Source organism: Deltaproteobacteria bacterium, assembly GCA_016234845.1.
GTDB lineage: Bacteria > Desulfobacterota > Deferrimicrobia > Deferrimicrobiales > Deferrimicrobiaceae > JACRNP01.
The window spans coordinates 15,473-34,676 of sequence record JACRNP010000090.1 but is presented as its reverse complement, the minus strand read 5'-3'; the positions used below and the strand labels follow the sequence as shown (position 1 = coordinate 34,676).

Sequence of the window (19,204 nt, the reverse complement as noted above, 5' to 3'; positions counted from 1 at the left end):
CGTGTCGGTGCTTGCCACGAAAATCGGCGAGATGCTCCTCAAAGGGAATCTCATCACCGCCGAACAGCTGCGCAGCGCTCTCGAGACCCAGGAGAAGACCCGGGAGCGCATCGGCGCCGTTCTGATCAAGGGCGGGTACATCAAGGAGGAGGAGCTCCTGGCGTTTCTCGGGCGCCAGTTCAACCTGCCCGTCGTGGATCTCGCCAAGTACGAGGTGAATCCCGATGTCGTCCGGCTGCTTCCCGAGGAGATGGTCCAGAAGCACCTCGCGCTCCCCATCAACCGCGTCGGGGCGAAGATGATCGTCGCCGTGGCGGACCCGTCGAACATGGCGATCATCGACGGGATCGGCTTCAAGACGGGATATTCGGTCGAGCTCGTGCTGGCGTCGGAGCGGGACATCACCGCGGCCATCAACAAGTTCTTCGACCGTTCGATGGAGTTCAAGGACATCATCTCGGAGCTCGACGAGGATCTCGAGGTCATCCGCGAGGAAGAGGTCGACACCGCGGACCTCGAGCGGGGCGTCGACGACGCGCCGGTCGTGAAGCTGGCGAACTACCTCCTCACCGAGGCGATCAAGCGGAGGGCGTCCGACATCCACATCGAGCCGTACGAGAAGGAGTTCCGGGTCCGGTACCGGATCGACGGGGTCCTGTACGAGGTGATGCGGCCCCCGCTCCGCCTCCGGAACGCCCTTTCCTCGCGGCTCAAGATCATGTCGTCCCTCGACATCGCGGAACGCCGCCTCCCCCAGGACGGGCGCATCAAGATGAAGGTCGGCAAGGGGCGGGAGATGGACTTCCGCGTATCGGTTCTCCCGACCATCTACGGGGAGAAGATCGTCCTGCGGCTCCTCGACAAGGCGAACCTGCAGCTCGACATGACGAGGCTGGGATTCGAGGCGGCCGCGCTGGGCGAGTTCATGGAATCGATCCACCGCCCGTACGGGATGATCCTGGTCACCGGCCCCACGGGATCGGGGAAGACCACGACGCTCTACTCGGCCCTTTCGGACCTGAACAAGACCACCGACAACATCTCGACCGCGGAGGACCCGGTGGAGTACAACTTCGCCGGGATCAACCAGGTCCAGATGAAGGAGGAGATCGGCCTCACGTTCGCGGCGGCGCTGCGCTCCTTCCTGCGGCAGGACCCGGACATCATCATGGTGGGCGAGATCCGCGACTACGAGACCGCGGAGATCGCCGTGAAGGCGGCCTTGACCGGCCACCTCGTGCTCTCCACGCTCCACACGAACGACGCCCCGAGCACGGTGACCCGGCTGCTCAACATGGGGATCGAGCCGTTCCTCGTGTCCTCGTCGCTGAACCTCATCGTCGCGCAGCGGCTCGCCCGGCGGGTCTGCGCGAAGTGCCGCGAGGACCTCAAGATTCCCCCCAAGGCGCTGATCGACGCCGGGATGAATCCGGATCGGATCCGGCATTCGCGCCCGGGGAAGGGGAAGGGGTGCGACGAATGCAACGGGACCGGGTTCCGGGGCCGGGTCGCCCTCTACGAGGTCATGCCGATCAAGGAAGAGCTGAAGGACCTGATCCTGCGGGGCGGATCGGCCCTGGACATCAAGCGGGAGGCGGTGCGCGTGGGGATGAAGACCCTGCGCCAGTCGGGATTGTCGAAACTGGAGGAGGGCGTGACCACCCTGGAGGAAGTGCTCCGGGTGACCGCCCCGGATTGATCCTGCAGGGAAAGGAGCACCGCGGATGGTAACGATGCAGGAGCTTCTCGGGTTGATGTACGAGAAGGGGGCGTCCGATCTCCACCTGACCACCGGGATCGCCCCGACGATCCGGGTCGACGGCCGCCTCATCCCGCTGCCCTTCGAGCCGCTGATGCCGCAGGACACCAAGCGGCTGTGCTACAGCATCCTCACCGAGGCGCAGAAGCAGCGGTTCGAGGAGGATTGGGAGCTCGACCTGTCGTTCGGCGTGAAGGGGCTGTCGCGGTTCCGCGCCAACGTGTACATGCAGCGCGGCGCGTGCGCCGGGGCGTTCCGGACGATCCCGTTCCGGGTCCGTCCGTTCGAGGAACTGGGGCTGCCGGCCGTGATGAAGGACCTCTGCAAGAAGCCGCGCGGGCTGGTGCTGATCACCGGGCCGACCGGGTCGGGGAAATCCACGACCCTCGCCGCGATGCTCGACAAGATCAACAACGAGCGGCAGGAGCACATCATCACGATCGAGGACCCGATCGAATACCTCCACCCGCACAAGAAGTGCCTCGTGAACCAGCGGGAGGTCAACGCGGACACGCAGACCTTCAAGAAGGCGCTGAAGTACATCCTCCGGCAGGATCCCGACGTCGTGCTGATCGGCGAGATGCGGGACCTGGAGACGATCGAGGCGGCGCTCACCGTGGCGGAGACCGGGCACCTCGTGTTCGCCACGCTCCACACCAACTCGTGCGTCCAGACGATCAACCGGATCCTCGACGTGTTTCCGCCGTACCAGCAGCCGCAGGTCCGCGCGCAGCTCTCGTTCGTCCTGGAAGGGGTCATCTCCCAGATCCTCATCCCGCGGGCGAACGGATCGGGGCGGGTGCTGGCGCTGGAGGTGATGATCCCCAACCCGGCCATCCGGAACCTCATCCGGGAGGAGAAGGTCCACCAGATCTACTCCCAGATGCAGGTGGGACAGACGAAGTTCGGGATGCAGACCATGAACCAGTCCCTGCTGGGCTGCTACATGCGTCGGGAGATCACGCTCGACGACGCGGTCGGACGCAGCAACGATCCGGACGAATTCCGCAACCTGCTGACCACCGCGCAGAGCGCCCCTCCCGGGGCCGGGCGCAGGGCGTAGAACCGTTTCTTCAACGCGACGGAGGAGATGATGGCTCGATTCACGTGGGAAGGAAGGAACCGCGGCGGCGGAACGGTGACCGGGGAGATCGAAGCTCCCAACGAGGCGTTCGTCCTCGCGCAGCTTCGCCGGGACCAGATCGCCCCGATCAAGATCCGCAAGAAGGGCGAAGGGCTGGCGATCTCCCTTCCGTGGAAGGGGGAGAAGAAGATCTCGCAGAAGGAGCTGGCCATCTTCACCCGGCAGTTCGCCACGATGATCGACGCGGGGCTCCCGCTGGTCCAATGCCTGGACATCCTGGGCGCGCAGCAGGAGAATCCGTCCTTCAAGAAGGTGATCGTGCGGGTCAAGGAGGACGTGGAGAGCGGCTCCACGTTCGCCGACGCGCTGGGGAAACACCCGAAGGTGTTCGACGCCCTCTTCGTCAACCTGGTCGCCGCCGGGGAGGTGGGCGGCATCCTCGACACGATCCTCTCCCGCCTCGCGGAGCACATCGAGAAGGCGATGAAGCTCGCCAAGAAGATCAAGGGGGCGATGGTGTACCCGTCCACGATCGTCGCCGTGGCCGTCGTCGTCACCGTGGTCCTGCTCCTCTACGTCATCCCGATCTTCGCGAAGATGTTCGCCGATTTCGGCCAGGCGCTCCCGGCGCCCACCCAGATCGTGCTCCGGCTGAGCGACATCACCCGGAAATATTTCTTCGTCTTCATCGCGGTGGTGTTCCTGATCGGCGCGGCCTTCAAGTGGTACGTGCGGCAGGAGTCCGGCCGCCGGAACGTCGACCGCCTCCTGCTGCGGCTTCCCGTCGTCGGCTCCCTGCTGCAGCGGATCGCGGTGGCCCGCTTCTCGAGGACTTTGGGGACGATGGTGAGCAGCGGCGTGCCCATCCTGGAGAGCATGGACATCGTCGCGAAGACCGCGGGGAACAAGATCATCGAGGACGCGATCTTCAAGGCGCGGGGCAGCATCAGCGAGGGGAAGACCATCGCGGAGCCGCTGGCCGAGAGCAACGTCTTCCCGCCGATGGTCACCCAGATGGTCGCGGTGGGAGAGGCGACCGGCGCGCTCGACGCGATGCTGAACAAGATCGCCGATTTCTACGACGAAGAGGTCGACTCCGCGGTGGAGGCGCTCACCTCGCTGCTCGAACCGATGCTGATGGTCTTCCTCGGGGTGGTCATCGGCGGACTCGTCATCGCGATGTACCTGCCGGTCTTCAAGCTGGCCGGGACCATCGGATAGGCGGCAGCCGTTGCCCCGTGTCCCCGGAGAGGGACGCGTGGGTCGGGGGCCGGGAGGGCGGAATTTCCTCCTGGTCCGATCCGGGATCAGCTTCGCGCTCCTTTCGTCCGTGGTGTCGGTGCAGTTCCGCTCCCCGGACCTCCTCTTCACGGGGGGGTTCCAGTTCCTGTATCTCGCCGTGCTGCTGTCCTACGGCTGGCTCCTCATCCGATACGCCGTCTGGGGAGGCACCGATCTCCCCGAACCGTTCATCTACGCCCAGGCGCTGGCGGACGTCGCGTTCATCTCGATTCTCGTCTTCGCGACCGGCGGGTACGACAGCATCTTCTCCTTCATGTACGTGGTGGTCATCCTCCTCGGCAGCCTCGAACGGTACATGCGGGGGGCCGTGGCGTGGGCGGTCCTCTCGTCGTCCGCGTTCTCCCTCCTCGTGTACCTCCAGTTCCGCGGGATCGTCGTTCCCCCGGGGACGGAGGAAGCGTCGATCGTCCTGTCGCAGGTCGTCCGTTCCGGGGTGACCCACTCGACCGGGTTCCTCCTCACCGGCGTTCTCTCCGGACTTCTCGGCGAGGACATCCGGAGGGGAAAGCAGCGCGTCCAGGACCGGGACGAGGTCATCCTGAAGCTCGAGACGTTCCACAAGAACGTGATCGACAACATCCCCTCCGGGATCCTGACGACCGATACCGGGGGGATGGTGAGCCTGCTGAACGACGCGGCCTGTTCGATCCTGGGCGTGACCCGGGAGGAGGCCACCGGAACCCCGTTGAACCGGATCTTCTCCGGGATCGACGGGGGCGAGGGGAAGGAGGATTCCCCGGCGCCCCGTCCCGAGACGCGGTTCCGGCGATCCGACGGCTCGGAGATCTACCTAGGTTTCTCCTCCTCCCCGATGAAGGACGCCGAAGGCCGCACGATCGGCCGCGTGGTCATCTTCCAGGACCTGACCCCCATCAAGCAGATGGAGGAGCGCGTGCGGATCGCGGACCGGCTGGCGGGCGTCGGGGAGCTCGCCGCGGGGCTCGCCCACGAGATCCGCAACCCGCTCGCCTCCATCGCGGGCTCTTCCCAGCTCCTCCGGGATTCTCCCGAGGTGCCCGGGGAAGCGGCCACGCTCCTGGAGATCATCGAGCGGGAGACGAAGCGGCTGAACGGGCTGATCTCCGATTTCCTCGCCTACACGGGTCACTCGCTCCGAAACACCGGCCCGGTCGACCTGGGGACGCTGATGAAGGACGTGGTGGAGGCGGTCCGCGCGGGGGAGGGGCGCGGGAAGGGCGTGACGGTCGAATTCCTGGGCGCGGGCGAGCTCCCGGTGGAAGGGGACGCGGAGCAGCTCACGCAGGTGGCGTGGAACCTGGTGCGGAACGCCGTCCAGGCGACGCCGGCGGGGGGCCGCATCCGGGTGGACGTGTTCGAGCAGATCCGCCACGGAGTCCGGTACGTCGCCGCGACGGTCTCCGATTCCGGCGAGGGGATCGAACCGAGGAACCTGGACAGGATCTTCAACCCCTTCTTCACGACCAAGGAGGGCGGCACGGGGCTCGGACTTTCCATCTCGCAGCGGATCGTGCACTTCCACAAGGGGTTCATCGAGGTGCGATCCACGCCGGGCGGCGGAAGCACCTTTTCCGTCTTCCTCCCCTCGCTGCGGGAGGGGGGCCGCGGTGCCTGACGCCGCCGTGACGGTCGTGGGGGCCGGCCTCGCCGGATCGGAGGCGGCGCTTCTCCTCGCGGACGCCGGGATCCCGGTCACGCTCATCGAGATGCGCCCGTCGCGCGGCACGGAAGCGCACCGGACCGGGTGGTTCGGGGAGCTGGTCTGCAGCAACTCCCTGGGGTCCGAGGAGCGGTCGTCGGGCAAGGGGCTCCTCAAGGAGGAGCTCCGCATCCTCGGCTCGCGCCTGATGACGCTGGCGGATCCGGCGAGGGTCCCCGCCGGCAAGGCGCTCGCGGTGGACCGCGAGCTGTTCGCGCGGAACGTCACCGCCGCGGTCCGCTCGCGGCGCGCGATCGTCGTCCGGGAGCGGGAGGCGACGGAGATCCCGGGGGACCCCCTGGTCGTCCTGGCGTGCGGCCCCCTCGCGTCCGGATCCATCGCGGAGGCGATCCGCGCCCACCTGGGAGACGGGGGATTCCATTTTTACGACGCGATCTCGCCGATCGTGGACGCGGAGTCGATCGATCGAAGCGCGTCCTACGTGGCGGACCGATACGGCGCGGGGACGGGCGATTATCTGAATCTCCCGATGGACCGCGGACAGTACGACGCGTTCCTCCGGGCCCTCCTCTCGGCGCGGACGGTCCCCCTGCGGGAGTTCGAGGACCCGAAATTCTTCGAAGGGTGCATGCCGGTGGAGGAGATGGCGCGTCGCGGACCGGAAACCCTCCTCTACGGTCCGTTGCGGCCGGTCGGCCTCCCCGACCCCCGGACGGGGAGGATCCCGCACGCGGTCGTCCAGCTTCGCAAGGAGAACGCGGCGGGCACGATGTATAATCTCGTCGGGTTCCAGACGCGGCTCGCGTACCCCGAGCAGGAGCGGGTCTTCTCGATGATCCCGGGGTTGTCCGGCGCGACCTTCCTGCGGCACGGTTCGGTCCACCGCAACGGTTTTCTCGACGCCCGTCGCCACCTCCATCCCTGGATGGAATCGCGGCATCGTCGCGGGCTGTTCTTCGCGGGACAGATCACGGGCGTCGAGGGGTACGTGGAGTCGATCGCCTCCGGCCTGGTCGCGGCGATTTCCGCCGGGCGGCGCGCGCGCGGAGAGGAACCGGTCCCCTTTCCGCCGGAGACGATGATCGGCGCCCTGATGGCGCACATCACGACGCCGGGGAGCGGGGAGCCCCAGCCGATGAACGCGAATTTCGGTCTCCTCCCGGAGGTGCCGGCGCGGAGGAAGAGGGACCGGAAGGAGCGCAAGGCGGAAATCGCGCTGGAGGCGGCCCGGAGGTTCGCGGGGTCCTGCCCGGCGTTTCGCGCGGAAGGAGGATAACGGTTGCTGGTCGCGATGGCGGCGGTGATCGCCTGCGCCGTGTTCTTCGCGGCGGGGGCCGTGGTCGGCTGGGCGATCCAGGCCGTCGAGCTCCGGAAGAAGGAAGCGGAGCTGCGGGCGCGGCGGGCGGAGAATCGCGAGGTCCAACGCGGGCTCCAGCACCACCAGGAGGGAAAGGCGCGCGAAACGGAGATCGCGGTGCTGATCCCTTCGATCGTGCGCCGCCTCGGGGAACGGCAGCCCCACACGGCCCTCCCGCGGCTCGCGGTCCGCCTGGTGAAGGAGTTCTTCAAGCCCGCGCAGATCGCCTTCCTCCGGGTCGCGAAGGACGGCAACCTCGTCCTCACGGAAGGCGTCGGGGTTCCCCCCGCGTGGAAGCAGTCGCTTCGCGTCTCCCCCGGGGAGGGGATCCTCGCCCTGGCGATGGCGAACAAGGTGCTCGTCCTTCGGCAGGAGCACGCCGCCCTGCGAGGCCTTTCGGACCTGTCGGGGCTGGAGCGCGCCGGAATGGTCCCGGACGCGGTCCTCCCCGTCGTCGTCGAGGACACCGTGGTGGCCGTCATGGTCGTGGCGGGCGTGACGGTCGACCTGGAGCAGGAACGGCGGTACGCGTCCATGCTCGCCGACCTGATCGCGAACGCGTTCCAGAGCGCGCTGGCGATCGAGACGCTCGAGCAGCGGGCGATGACCGACCCGCTGACCGGCCTCCACAACCGCGCCTACCTCGCCGAGCGGTGCGTGGTCGAGATGCGGCGGGCGCGCAGCTACGCCCTTCCGCTGTCGTTCATCCTGTTCGACATCGACCACTTCAAGTCGATCAACGACCGGTACGGCCACCCCGCGGGGGACGCGGTCCTCCGGCAGCTCGCCTCGTTCCTCCGGGACGCCACGCGAAGCTCCGACGCGGTGGTCCGGTACGGCGGCGAGGAGTTCGCGCTGATGGTCTCGTCCCTCGACGCCGAGCAGGTGTTCCTCCACGCCGACCGGCTTCGCGCCGCGCTCGAGTCGACTCCGTTCGCCCTTCCGGGAGTGCCCGAGCCCGTCCGGATCACGGTCAGCGGGGGCGTCGCCACCTACCCGCAGGACGGTGAGAGCTTCTCGGAGCTGGTGCGCATCGCGGACGCGGCCCTGTACCACGCGAAGGAGACCGGCAGGAACCGGGTATCCCGGCCGCGACCCCCGGAAATCCGGGCGGAGTGATCCCTCCCGAATCCCCTTTCCGGACCTTGATCGGGAACGGCGGAAGTGTTAAAAAACTCTTTTCCGGTGCGGGGGAAGCGCCACGGTGGGTGAGGGGGCGGTCCAGAGGTTTCGCAAGGCTCTCGAGGCGGAGCGGAACGCGTCGAAGGAAACCGTCCGCGCCTACCTTCGCGAGGTTCGCTCCCTCCGCGAACACGTCGCTGCGTCGACCGGCTCCGATCCCGACCCCGGGGGGTGGGACCGGGTCACGCCGGCGGACGTCCGGCGGTTCCTCACCGAAGCCATCGCGGGGTGCGAGCCGTCCACGGCCGCCCGCAGGTTGTCCGCGGTCCGGACCTTCTTCTCCTTCCTGGTTTCGCTGGGGGAGATCCGGGCGAATCCCGCGACGGGGCTGTCGGCTCCCCGGCGACCGGCCCGGCTTCCGGAGTTCCTGCCCGTGGACCAGATGGGAGGGTTCCTCGCCTCCCTCCCGGCGGACGACCCGCCGTCGAAGCGGAACGCCGCGATCCTCGAACTGCTCTACTCCTCGGGACTGCGGGTCGGGGAACTGGTCGCCCTCCGGTTGCGGGACGTGTCCCTCGAGGGCGGGACGGTCCGCGTTACCGGGAAGGGGAGGAAGACGCGGGTGGTCCCCGTGGGAGCAAAGGCGGTCCACGCATTGAAGGAGTACCTCGCGGTGCGACCGGCCGCTCTCGGCGGCGATTTCCGGGACGCATCGGAGGAACCGCTCTTCCTGAACCGGAGCGGGAAGGTCGGCGGGAAATCGGGCGGAGGGATCTCGGCGCGCAGCGTGGCGAGGATGCTGGAGCGCGCGATCGCGGACGGGAATGTCGGTCGCCGCCTCTCCCCGCACGGGATGCGGCACTCCTTCGCGACGCACCTGCTCGAGTCGGGGGCCGACCTGCGCGCGATCCAGGAGATGCTGGGCCATTCGTCGCTCTCGACGACCCAGCGGTACGCGAGGGTCGACGTGAGCCACCTGACGGGGGCCTACGGGAAGGCGCATCCGCTTGCGGCCGCGAAGTCGCGGCGCCGCTCCGGGGGAAAGGACGAATGATCCCGTTCCAGGGAACCACCATCGTCGCCGTTTCGCGCGGCGGGAAAGTCGCCCTGGCCGGGGACGGGCAGGTGACGATGGGGAACGCGGTTCTGAAGCAGACGGCCCGGAAGATCCGCCGGCTCCATGACGGTGCGGTGGTCGCCGGCTTCGCCGGCGGCACGGCGGACGCTTTCACCCTCTTCGAGCGGTTCGAGGCGAAGCTCTCGGAGTTCCGCGGAAACCTGCGGCGGGCCGCGGTCGAACTGGCGAAGGAGTGGCGGACGGACCGCGTCCTTCGGCGGCTGGAGGCCCTGATGGTGGTCACCGACGGGAAGGAGCTGATGCTCCTGTCCGGGAACGGGGACGTGGTCGAGCCCGACGACGGGGTGATCGGCATCGGCTCCGGCGGATCGTTCGCGCTCGCGGCGGCGCGCGCCCTCCTGCTCCACACGACGCTTTCGGCCGGCGAAATCGCCCGGGAGGCGGTCCGGGTCGCCTCGGAGATCTGCGTCTTCACGAACGCGAACATCGTCGCCGAGGAGATCGACGCGCCGTGACGCGGGAGACGGCCGGGATCGGACAGGAACGGCACCTGATTCCCCGGGAGATCGTCTCGGAACTCGACCGTCACATCGTCGGCCAGGGGGCCGCCAAGCGCGCGGTCGCCATCGCTCTCCGCAACCGGTGGCGGCGGCAGCAGGTGGCTCCCGAGCTGCGGGACGAGATCGCGCCGAAGAACATCATCATGGTCGGCCCGACGGGGGTCGGGAAGACCGAGATCGCCCGGCGGCTGGCGAAGCTGGCCCAGGCCCCGTTCCTCAAGGTGGAGGCGTCCAAGTTCACCGAGGTGGGGTACGTGGGGCGCGACGTCGAGTCGATCGTCCGCGACCTCGCGGAGATCGCCGTCCGGATGGTGCGGGCGGAGGAGATGGAGAAGGTCGCCGACCGGGCGAGGGCCGACGCCGAGGAGCGGCTCCTGGACCTCCTTCTCCCGCGCGTGCCCGCCCGCCCGGCCGATCCCGTTTCGCCGTCGGCGGCGGACGGGTCGGCGGAGACCCGGGAGAAGTTCCGTTCGATGCTTCGCCAGGGGAAGCTCGCGGACCGGACGGTGGAGGTGGAGGTCCGGGAGGCGTCTCTCCCCGTGATCGAACTCGGGGGCGTCGCGGGGGGCGCCCCGGACGGGATGGAGGGGAACCTCCAGGAGATGCTGTCCAACCTGTTTCCGAAACGGACCCGGAGGAAGCGGCTGAAGGTCCCGGAGGCCATCCGCTTCCTGGAACAGGAGGAGGCGGCGAAGCGGGTCGACATGGACCGGGTGAAGCTGCTGGCGGTGGAGCGGGCCGAACAGTCCGGCATCGTGTTCCTCGACGAGATCGACAAGATCGCCGGAAGGGAGTCCCACGGGGGGCCGGACGTCTCCCGGCAGGGGGTGCAGCGGGACCTGCTGCCGATCGTCGAGGGGTCCAGCGTGAACACGAAGTACGGCGTCGTCCGGACCGACCACATCCTGTTCATCGCCGCCGGGGCGTTTCACGTGAACAAGCCGTCCGACCTGATCCCGGAGCTCCAGGGGCGGTTCCCCATCCGGGTGGAGCTTTCCTCCTTGACGAAGGAGGATTTCGTGAGGATCTTGACGGAACCGCACGGAGCGCTCCTCCGGCAGTACGAGGCTTTGCTTGCGACCGAGGGGGTCCGGCTCTCGTTCGAACCGGGCGCGGTCGACCGGATCGCGGAGATGGGGTGCGAAGTGAACGACCGCACCGAGAACATCGGGGCGAGACGCCTCCACACCATGATGGAGCGCCTTCTCGACGAACTGCTGTTCTCGGCGCCGGAGGCATCCGGCAGCGAGGTCGTGGTGACGCGCCGATACGTGGACGACCGGCTCGCGGGGATCGTGAAGGACGCCGACCTGAGCCGCTACATCCTGTGACGTAGGGGCGGGGGGGAGATGAAGGGGTACATCCAGAAGGCGGAGACGCTGATCGAGGCCCTTCCGTACATCCGCGAGTTCACCGGGAAGACGGTCGTGGTGAAGTACGGCGGAGCGGCGATGAAGGACGAGGCGCGGATGGCGTCCTTCGCGGAGGACATCGTCCTCCTGCAGTACGTGGGCATCCGGCCCGTCGTCGTGCATGGCGGCGGCCCGCAGATCGACCGGATGCTCGAGCTTCTCGGGATCCCGACCGAGCGGAAGGAGGGGCTCCGGGTGACCTCCGCCGAGGCCATGGAAGTGGTGGAGATGGTCCTGGGCGGCACGGTGAACCAGCAGATCGTGGCCCTGGTCAACAAGTTCGGCGGCAAGGCGGTCGGCCTGTGCGGGAAGGACGGCGGACTGATCCGGGCGCGGAAGATCTCCGCGAAGAGCCGGGCGACGGGCGAGCCGATCGACCTCGGGCAGGTGGGAGAGGTGGAAGCGGTCCGTCCCGGCATCCTCAAGGTCCTCGAGGCCGACGGATTCGTGCCGGTCATCGCCCCGATCGGGGTCGGAGAGGGGGGCGAGGGGTACAACATCAACGGCGACACGGCGGCCGCGGAGGTCGCCGCGGCCGTCGCGGCTGAAAAGTTCATCCTCCTCACCGACGTGGCGGGCGTGCTCGACGCGAAGGGGGAGAGGATCTCCACGATGACCGAGAAGGAGGCGGTCGCCGCCATCCGGTCCGGGGAGATCACCGGCGGGATGATCCCGAAGGTCGAATGCGGCCTGACCGCCCTGCGGAAGGGGGTCCGGAAGGTCCACGTGATCGACGGGAGGGTCCCGCACAGCGTGCTGCTCGAGATCTTCACCGACGCGGGAGTCGGCACGGAGATCGTCCGCTCCGCATCGGGGGCGGCCCGGAAATGAAGGCGGGCGAGGCCATCGCGTTGACGGAGAGGTACCAGATGCGGAACTACTCGCGGTTCCCGGTGACGTTCGTCCGCGGGGAGGGGAGCTGGCTGTTCGACGACGCGGGGAAACGGTACCTCGATTTTCTCGGCGGGATCGCGGTCGCTCTCCTCGGGCACGCGCACCCGGCCGTGACGCGCGCCATCGCCGAACAGGCGGGGATGCTCGTCCACGTCTCCAACCTGTTCCACGTGCCGTCCCAGGCGCTTCTCGGGGAGAGGCTGTCGGCGGCGACGACCGGGGGGAAGGTCTTCTTCTGCAACAGCGGGACCGAGGCGAACGAGGCGGCGATGAAGCTGGCCCGGAAGTGGTCGCGCGAGCGGTACGGGGAGGGCCGCCACGAAATCGTCGTGCTCGAGGGGTCGTTCCACGGGAGGACGTACGGCGGGCTGTCGGCCACCGCCCAGCCGAAGTTCCACGTCGGATTCGAGCCGATGCTCCCGGGGTTCGCCACGGTCCCGTTCGGCGACGTCGAGGCGCTTCGGGCCGCGCTGACCGACCGCGTCTGCGCCCTCCTGATCGAGCCGATCCAGGGGGAGAACGGCGTGCGGATGCTCCCCCCGGGGTACCTCGGGGAAGCCGCGCGCCTCTGCTCCGACCGGGGGATCCTGTTCGTCGCCGACGAGATCCAGACCGGCATGGGGAGGACCGGCTCGTTCCTCGCGTGCTCCCGGTCCGGCGTCGTCCCGGACGTCGCGACCCTCGCGAAGGGGCTGGCGAACGGCCTGCCGCTGGGGGCGGTCGTCGCGCGGGACGAGGTCGCCGCGGCGTTCGGACCGGGGAGCCACGGGAGCACCTTCGGCGGGAACCCGGTCTGCTGCGCCGCCTCCCTCGCGGTGATGGAGATCCTGTCCTCGCCCGGGTTCCTCGACTCCGTCGCCCGGAAGGGGGAGAAGCTCGTCGCGGGCCTTGCGGATATCGCCGCCGGCCGCACCGACGTCCGGGAGGTTCGCGGGGCGGGGCTGATGGTCGGAATGGAGATGGAGGCCGAGACGAAGCCGATCGCGGCCGCCTGCCTCGACGCCGGGCTCGTCGTCAACGCCGCGGCGGGGAACGTTCTCCGGTTCCTGCCGCCGCTCACGGTCGCGGAGGAGGAGATCGACCGGGCCCTGTCCATCCTGGCCTCCGTGCTCCCGGCCGGGGGGAGGAAGGGGTGAGGAAGGACCTGCTCCGCATCCTGGACCTTTCGGACAGGGACCTCCTCGCCATCGTCGCATCCGGGCAGGCGTGGAAGCGGCGAGCGGGGAAGCGGGGCGCCCCCAGGCCGCTCCGGGGGAAGTCGCTGGCGATGATCTTCCAGAAGGCGTCCACCCGCACCCGCGTCTCGTTCGAAGTCGGCATGTCGCGGCTGGGAGGGCACGCGCTGTTCATGTCGCCGGAGGACACGCAGATCGGGCGGGGAGAGCCGATCCGGGACACCGCCCGCGTCCTTTCGCGGTACGTCGACGCGGTGATGATCCGGACGTTCGCCCACGCGACCGCGGTCGAGCTCGCCTCCGCGTCCACGGTCCCGGTCATCAACGGGTTGACGGACGACCACCATCCGTGCCAGATCCTCGCGGACCTGATGACGGCGAAGGAGCGGGGGAAGGACCTGCGGAAGATGCGGGTGGCGTTCGTGGGGGACGGGAACAACGTCGCCAACTCGTGGGTCGAGGCCGCCCACGTCCTCGGGTTCACGCTGCGTGTCGCCTGCCCGAAAGGGTACGAGCCGGACCGGGGCGTCCTGGCCGAGGCGGAAAGGATGGGGCGGGGGGACGTTCGCGTCGTGCGGGATCCCGCCGACGCGGCGCGAAAGGCGGACGTCCTGTACACCGACGTCTGGACCAGCATGGGGCAGGAGGCCGAGAGCCGGAAACGGATGGCCGCCTTCCGCGGGTACTGCATCGACGAAGCGATGCTGAAGATTTCCGCGCCCGGGTCCATCGTGATGCACTGCCTTCCCGCCCACCGGGGCGAGGAGATAACGGACGCGGTGATGGAGGGGCCGCGGTCCGCCGTCTTCGACGAGGCGGAGAACCGGCTCCACGTCCAGATGGCCGTCCTGGAAAAGCTGATACGACACTAGAGACATGGAGGGTTAAGAGATTGAAAAACGTCAAGAAAGTCGTTCTGGCGTATTCCGGGGGGCTCGACACGTCCGTGATCCTTGCATGGCTCATCGAGACGTACGGGTGCGAGGTGATCGCCTTCGTCGCCGATCTGGGGCAGGGCGAGGAGCTCGCCCCCGTGCGGGCGAAGGCGAAGCGGACCGGCGCGTCGAAGGTCTACGTGGAAAACGTCCAGGACGAGTTCGTCCGGGATTTCGTCTTCCCGGCCCTGATGGCGAACACCGTGTACGAGGGCGCGTATCTCCTCGGGACGTCGATCGCGCGCCCGCTGATCGCCAAGAAGCAGATCGAGGTGGCGCGGAAGGAGAAGGCCGAGGCCGTTTCCCACGGCGCCACGGGGAAGGGGAACGACCAGGTCCGGTTCGAGCTGACCTATTACGCCCTGATGCCGGGGATCCGCGTCATCGCCCCGTGGAGGGAATGGGACCTCGCATCCCGGACCGACCTCGTGAACTACGCCCGGAAGCGCGGCATCCCCACGCCGGTCACGGCGGCGAAGCCGTACTCCAGCGACCGGAACCTGCTCCACATCAGCTTCGAGGGGGGGATCCTGGAGGACCCCTGGTCGGAGCCCCCGGAGAACATGTTCGTCCTCACGCGGTCCCCGGCAAAGGCGCCCGGACGCCCGCAGTACGTCGAGGTCGATTTCGAACGGGGCATCCCCGTCGCGGTGGACGGGAGGAAGATGGGACCCGCGAAGCTCCTCGGGCACCTGAACGCCGTCGGCGGGAGGCACGGCATCGGCCGGGTGGACCTCGTCGAGAACCGGTACGTGGGAATGAAGTCCCGCGGCGTCTACGAAACCCCGGGAGGGACGATCCTGCACGCCGCCCACCGCGCGGTCGAGTCGCTCACCCTCGACCGCGAGGTCATGCACCTGCGCGACACCCTGATGCCCCGGTTCGCGGAGCTCATCTACAACGGGTACTGGTACTCGCCGGAGATGGACCTGCTGAAGGGAACGATCGCGGCGACCCAGGAGAACGTCACCGGGACGGCGCGTCTCAAGCTGTACAAGGGGGGCGTGACCGTCGCCGGGCGGAAGAGCCCGGTGTCCCTCTACCGGACCGACTTCGCCACCTTCGAGAAGGAGACGGTCTACAACCAGGCCGACGCGACCGGGTTCATCAAGATCAACGCCCTGCGCCTGAAGATCCGGTCGATGCTGAAAAACGGGAAAGGCTGACATGGCGAAGAAGAAGGCGTGGGGAGGGCGGTTCGGCTCCGGGACCGACCGGTTCGTCGAGGAGTTCACCGCGTCGATCCCGTACGACGTCCTCCTGTACCGGCACGACATCGCCGGGAGCGTGGCGCACGCCCGGATGCTGGGGAAGCAGGGGATCCTCCCGAAGGCCGAGGCGGAGCGGATCGTCGCGGGCCTTTCGGAGATCCTCGAGGAGATCGATTCCGGAAAGCTTTCCTTCGACCTCTCCCAGGAAGACATCCACATGGCGATCGAGCAGCGGCTGATCCGGAAGATCGGGCCGGTCGGGGGGAAGCTCCACACCGGGCGCAGCCGCAACGACCAGGTCGCCACGGATCTCCGGCTGTTCCTGCGGGACGAGATCGACGCCGTCGAAAACCTCCTCGCCGCGGTCTGCGGGTCGCTCGTCGACCGGGCGGAGGAGCTCTTCGGAGTCGTCCTCCCGGGGTACACCCACATGCAGAGGGCGCAGCCGGTCCTCCTGTCCCACCACCTGCTGGCGTACCGGGAGATGTTCGCGCGGGACGCGGACCGTTTCGCGGAGGTCCGGCGGAGGACCAACGTGTCCCCGCTGGGGGCCGGGGCGCTGGCGGGGTCCACCTTCCCGCTCGACCGCGCGTACACGGCGCGCGAGCTCGGGATGGACGGGGTCTGCGAGAACAGCGTCGACGCCGTTTCGGACCGCGACTTCGCGGCCGATTTCCTCTACGCGTGCGCCGTCACGATGATGCACCTGTCCCGTCTTTCCGAGGAGATGGTGTACTGGTCCTCCTCGGAATTCGGATTCCTGTCGCTCCCCGACGCCCTCTGCACCGGGAGCAGCATCATGCCCCAGAAGAAGAATCCGGACGTGGCGGAGCTGATCCGGGGGAAGACCGGGCGCGCGTACGGAAACCTCCTGAACCTGCTGACGATCATGAAGGGGCTGCCCCTGTCCTACAACCGGGACATGCAGGAGGACAAGGAACCGGTGTTCGACTCGGCCCGCACGGTGAAGGATTGCCTCGCCGGGGCGGACCTCCTGCTCCGCGGGATGACGGTGAACGACGAGCGGATGCGGGCGGCGTGCGACGACGGCTTCCTGACCGCCACCGACCTCGCGGACTACCTGGCGCGGAAGGGGGTTCCGTTCCGGAAGGCGCACGAGATCACCGGGAAGATCGTGCGGTACTGCGAGGGGAAGGGGAAACGGCTGAAGGACGCAAGCCTCAAGGAGCTGCGGACCTTCTCGAAGGCGATCGGGGAGGACGTCCGGGACGCCATCTCCCTCTCGAACTCGGTCCGGCTCCGCAGGACGCGCGGCGGCACGGGTCCCGACCCGGTCCGGGCGCGCCTTTCGGCCCTGCGGAAGAAATGAGGCGCGGAGGATTGCGGCCGGCGGCGGTCCTGGCGGCGGCGTTTCTCCTCCTGTGGGCCGCCGGCTGCGGTCGGAAGGCGAAGCCGGAGCCGCGCTCGGCGTCCGTATTCGCCTCCGCACAATACTACGCATCGAGGTGACGGCATGCACCATTTCGCGGTGAACGGACGGGGGCAGCTCTGCTGCGAGGGGTACCCCTTGAAGGAGATCGCCCGCCAGGCGGGGACCCCGGTCTTCGTGTACAGCCACGCCACCCTCTCCCACCACTACAAGGTGTTCGACGAGGCGTTCGCCGCCGTACCGCACGTCATCTGCTACTCCATGAAGGCCAACTCGAACGGTTCGGTCATCCGCACCTTCACCAACCTCGGCAGCGGCGTGGACATCGTCTCGGGAGGGGAGCTGGCCCGGGCGCTCGCGGCCGGCGCCCCCCCGAAGAAGATCGTCTACTCCGGGGTCGGGAAGAAGGTGTGGGAGATCGAGGAGGCGCTCCGCCGCGGGATCCTGATGTTCAACGTCGAGTCGCGCGAGGAGCTCGAGACGATCGACGCGGTCGCCGGCAGGATGCGCAAACGGGCCCCGGTCTCGATCCGGGTCAATCCCGACGTGGACCCGAAGACCCACCCGTACATCTCGACGGGCCTGAAGAAGAACAAGTTCGGGATCCACATCGCGCAGGCCATGAAGGATTACGAGTGGGCCGCGAGGCGGCGACACATCGACGTGGTGGGCGTGGACTGCCACATCGGTTCGCAGCTGACCGACGTGGCTCCGTTCGTCGACGCGGCGGGGCGCGTGCGGAAGCTGGTCGACAAGCTCCTGGCGAAGGGGATGCCCATCCGGCTGGTCGACATCGGCGGCGGGCTCGGGATCCGGTACAACGACGAGATGCCGCCCCACCCGAAGGAGTACGCGAACGCCGTCGCGGGAGCGTTCCGGGGGATCGACGTCACCCTGGTCCTCGAGCCGGGGCGCGTGCTGGTCGGAAACGCGGGGGTTCTCGTGACGGAAGTTCTCTACACGAAACCGATCCCGTCCCCCGCCGGGAAGGGAAAGAAATATTTCTTCATCGTGGACGCGGCCATGAACGACCTGGCGCGGCCGTCCCTCTACGGGTCGTACCACGCGATCCTGCCGGTGGGGAGGGCGCCGCGCGGCCGGGTGACGGCGGACGTGGTGGGCCCCATCTGCGAGTCCGGCGATTTCCTGGCGAGGGACCGGGCGATGCCGCCGTACCGGTCGGGAGACCTGCTCGCGGTCATGAGCGCGGGGGCGTACGGCTTCTCCATGTCCTCCAACTACAACAGCCGGCCGCGGGCCGCCGAGGTGATGGTATCGGGCGACCGGTGCGAGATCGTCCGGGAGCGCGAGTCCGCGCGCGACGTCTCCCGCGGGGAGCGCACGGCGTCGTTCCTGCGGCGGCGGCGCTAAAAACCGTCCCCGCGATCCGTTCTTGGAACCTCGATCGGGGTTCTGCTACGATGAAGCATTATCCTGCGGCGGGAAGGCGAAGATGGCGGCTCGTGGAATCCCCTTTTCCAAGATCAACGGAAGCGGCAACGACTTCCTCCTGATCGACAACCGGGACGGCCTCCTGGAGGGGATCGACCGGCCCGCGTTCGCGTCGAAGGTGTGCGACCGCTCCCGATCGATCGGGGCGGACGGGTTGATCCTCGTGGAGCCGTCGGAAAGCGCGGACTTCCGCTGGGATTTCTACAACGCGGACGGCTCCCGGGCCGAGATGTGCGGCAACGGCGGCCGCTGCGCCGCGCGCTTCGCATTCGCCCGGAAGATCGCCGGGAGGGCGATGGCGTTCGAGACCCTCGCGGGGACCGTCCGCGCGTCGGTGTCGGGCCGTCGCGTGAAGCTGCAGATGACCCGTCCGGCGGGGCTTCGCCTGGACCGGACGCTCACGCTGGCGGGAAAGCGGTACACGTACTCGTTCCTCGACACCGGGGTCCCGCACGCGGTGCTCTTCGTCGCGGACCTCGAGCGGGTCGACGTGGCGGGCGTCGGGCGCGGGATCCGGCGGCACAAGGCGTTCGCCCCCCGGGGGACGAACGTCAACTTCGTGACGGTTCGCGACGGCGTGGTGTGGGCGCGCACGTACGAGCGCGGCGTGGAGGGCGAGACGCTGGCGTGCGGGACGGGGGCGGTCGCCAGCGGCATCCTCGCGTCGATTCGCGGGCTCGCGGCGCCGCCGGTCGCCGTGCGGACGAGCGGCGGGGAGACGCTGACGATCCACTTCGACGCCGGGAGGAAGGATTTCGGCGAGGTGTACCTCGAGGGGGACACCTCCTGGTCGTGCGACGGGAAGATCTTCGAGGAAGCGTACCGCTATTGAGG

Annotated in this window: 16 protein-coding genes; all 16 read left to right on the top strand. The window is 68.4% G+C overall.

The window, feature by feature from the left end:
• The first annotated feature begins 7 nt into the window (after positions 1 to 7).
• Positions 8 to 1,699, top strand: coding sequence for a type IV-A pilus assembly ATPase PilB (gene pilB, locus HZB86_06835; protein MBI5905253.1), 1,692 nt, complete (start codon positions 8 to 10; stop codon positions 1,697 to 1,699).
• A 25-nt stretch (positions 1,700 to 1,724) separates the two neighbouring features.
• Positions 1,725 to 2,822, top strand: coding sequence for a type IV pilus twitching motility protein PilT (locus tag HZB86_06830; GenBank protein ID MBI5905252.1), 1,098 nt, complete (start codon positions 1,725 to 1,727; stop codon positions 2,820 to 2,822).
• 30 nt (positions 2,823 to 2,852) lie between these two features.
• Positions 2,853 to 4,064, top strand: a complete 1,212-nt coding sequence (locus HZB86_06825) for a type II secretion system F family protein (protein ID MBI5905251.1) — start codon at positions 2,853 to 2,855, stop codon at positions 4,062 to 4,064.
• 37 nt (positions 4,065 to 4,101) lie between these two features.
• Positions 4,102 to 5,739 (top strand): PAS domain S-box protein, encoded by a 1,638-nt coding sequence (locus tag HZB86_06820; GenBank protein ID MBI5905250.1) that lies wholly within the window; start codon positions 4,102 to 4,104, stop codon positions 5,737 to 5,739.
• A complete protein-coding gene (gene trmFO, locus HZB86_06815) occupies positions 5,732 to 7,060 on the top strand; it encodes a methylenetetrahydrofolate--tRNA-(uracil(54)-C(5))-methyltransferase (FADH(2)-oxidizing) TrmFO (GenBank protein ID MBI5905249.1) in 1,329 nt (442 codons plus the stop codon). The genes HZB86_06820 and trmFO overlap by 8 nt, the downstream gene beginning before the upstream one ends.
• 3 nt (positions 7,061 to 7,063) lie before the next feature.
• On the top strand, positions 7,064 to 8,260 hold the full coding sequence (locus HZB86_06810; protein MBI5905248.1) for a GGDEF domain-containing protein: 1,197 nt from the start codon (positions 7,064 to 7,066) through the stop codon (positions 8,258 to 8,260).
• 85 nt (positions 8,261 to 8,345) lie between these two features.
• Entirely contained in the window at positions 8,346 to 9,317 is a 972-nt protein-coding gene (locus HZB86_06805; GenBank protein MBI5905247.1) for a tyrosine recombinase XerC, read from the top strand.
• Entirely contained in the window at positions 9,314 to 9,856 is a 543-nt protein-coding gene (gene hslV / locus HZB86_06800; GenBank protein MBI5905246.1) for an ATP-dependent protease subunit HslV, read from the top strand. Before HZB86_06805 ends, hslV begins: the two co-directional genes overlap by 4 nt.
• A 35-nt stretch (positions 9,857 to 9,891) precedes the next feature.
• Complete coding sequence (gene hslU, locus HZB86_06795; protein ID MBI5905245.1) at positions 9,892 to 11,232, top strand: ATP-dependent protease ATPase subunit HslU; 1,341 nt, start codon at positions 9,892 to 9,894, stop codon at positions 11,230 to 11,232.
• An 18-nt stretch (positions 11,233 to 11,250) separates the two neighbouring features.
• A complete protein-coding gene (argB, locus tag HZB86_06790; protein MBI5905244.1) occupies positions 11,251 to 12,144 on the top strand; it encodes an acetylglutamate kinase in 894 nt (297 codons plus the stop codon).
• Entirely contained in the window at positions 12,141 to 13,343 is a 1,203-nt protein-coding gene (locus tag HZB86_06785; GenBank protein MBI5905243.1) for an acetylornithine transaminase, read from the top strand. The genes argB and HZB86_06785 overlap by 4 nt, the downstream gene beginning before the upstream one ends.
• Positions 13,340 to 14,254 (top strand): ornithine carbamoyltransferase, encoded by a 915-nt coding sequence (argF, locus tag HZB86_06780; protein ID MBI5905242.1) that lies wholly within the window; start codon positions 13,340 to 13,342, stop codon positions 14,252 to 14,254. The genes HZB86_06785 and argF overlap by 4 nt, the downstream gene beginning before the upstream one ends.
• A 20-nt stretch (positions 14,255 to 14,274) precedes the next feature.
• Complete coding sequence (locus tag HZB86_06775) at positions 14,275 to 15,483, top strand: argininosuccinate synthase (protein MBI5905241.1); 1,209 nt, start codon at positions 14,275 to 14,277, stop codon at positions 15,481 to 15,483.
• 1 nt (position 15,484) lies between these two features.
• Positions 15,485 to 16,858, top strand: coding sequence for an argininosuccinate lyase (gene argH / locus HZB86_06770; GenBank protein ID MBI5905240.1), 1,374 nt, complete (start codon positions 15,485 to 15,487; stop codon positions 16,856 to 16,858).
• Positions 16,859 to 17,002: 144 nt separating this feature from the next.
• Positions 17,003 to 18,289 carry a diaminopimelate decarboxylase gene (gene lysA / locus HZB86_06765; protein ID MBI5905239.1) on the top strand — a complete coding sequence of 429 codons (1,287 nt, stop codon included), beginning with the start codon at positions 17,003 to 17,005 and terminating at the stop codon, positions 18,287 to 18,289.
• Positions 18,290 to 18,371: 82 nt separating this feature from the next.
• Positions 18,372 to 19,202 carry a diaminopimelate epimerase gene (locus HZB86_06760; GenBank protein ID MBI5905238.1) on the top strand — a complete coding sequence of 277 codons (831 nt, stop codon included), beginning with the start codon at positions 18,372 to 18,374 and terminating at the stop codon, positions 19,200 to 19,202.
• Positions 19,203 to 19,204: the final 2 nt, after the last annotated feature.

Excerpts from the sequence above, each read along its gene's own strand:
- lysA (MBI5905239.1), top strand. The coding sequence starts at position 17,003 with ATGCACCATTTCGCGGTGAACGGACGGGGGCAGCTCTGCTGCGAGGGG.
- HZB86_06785 (MBI5905243.1), top strand. The coding sequence starts at position 12,141 with ATGAAGGCGGGCGAGGCCATCGCGTTGACGGAGAGGTACCAGATGCGG.
- argH (MBI5905240.1), top strand. The coding sequence starts at position 15,485 with ATGGCGAAGAAGAAGGCGTGGGGAGGGCGGTTCGGCTCCGGGACCGAC.
- HZB86_06825 (MBI5905251.1), top strand. The coding sequence starts at position 2,853 with ATGGCTCGATTCACGTGGGAAGGAAGGAACCGCGGCGGCGGAACGGTG.
- HZB86_06830 (MBI5905252.1), top strand. The coding sequence starts at position 1,725 with ATGGTAACGATGCAGGAGCTTCTCGGGTTGATGTACGAGAAGGGGGCG.
- argB (MBI5905244.1), top strand. The coding sequence starts at position 11,251 with ATGAAGGGGTACATCCAGAAGGCGGAGACGCTGATCGAGGCCCTTCCG.
- HZB86_06760 (MBI5905238.1), top strand. The coding sequence starts at position 18,372 with ATGGCGGCTCGTGGAATCCCCTTTTCCAAGATCAACGGAAGCGGCAAC.
- hslV (MBI5905246.1), top strand. The coding sequence starts at position 9,314 with ATGATCCCGTTCCAGGGAACCACCATCGTCGCCGTTTCGCGCGGCGGG.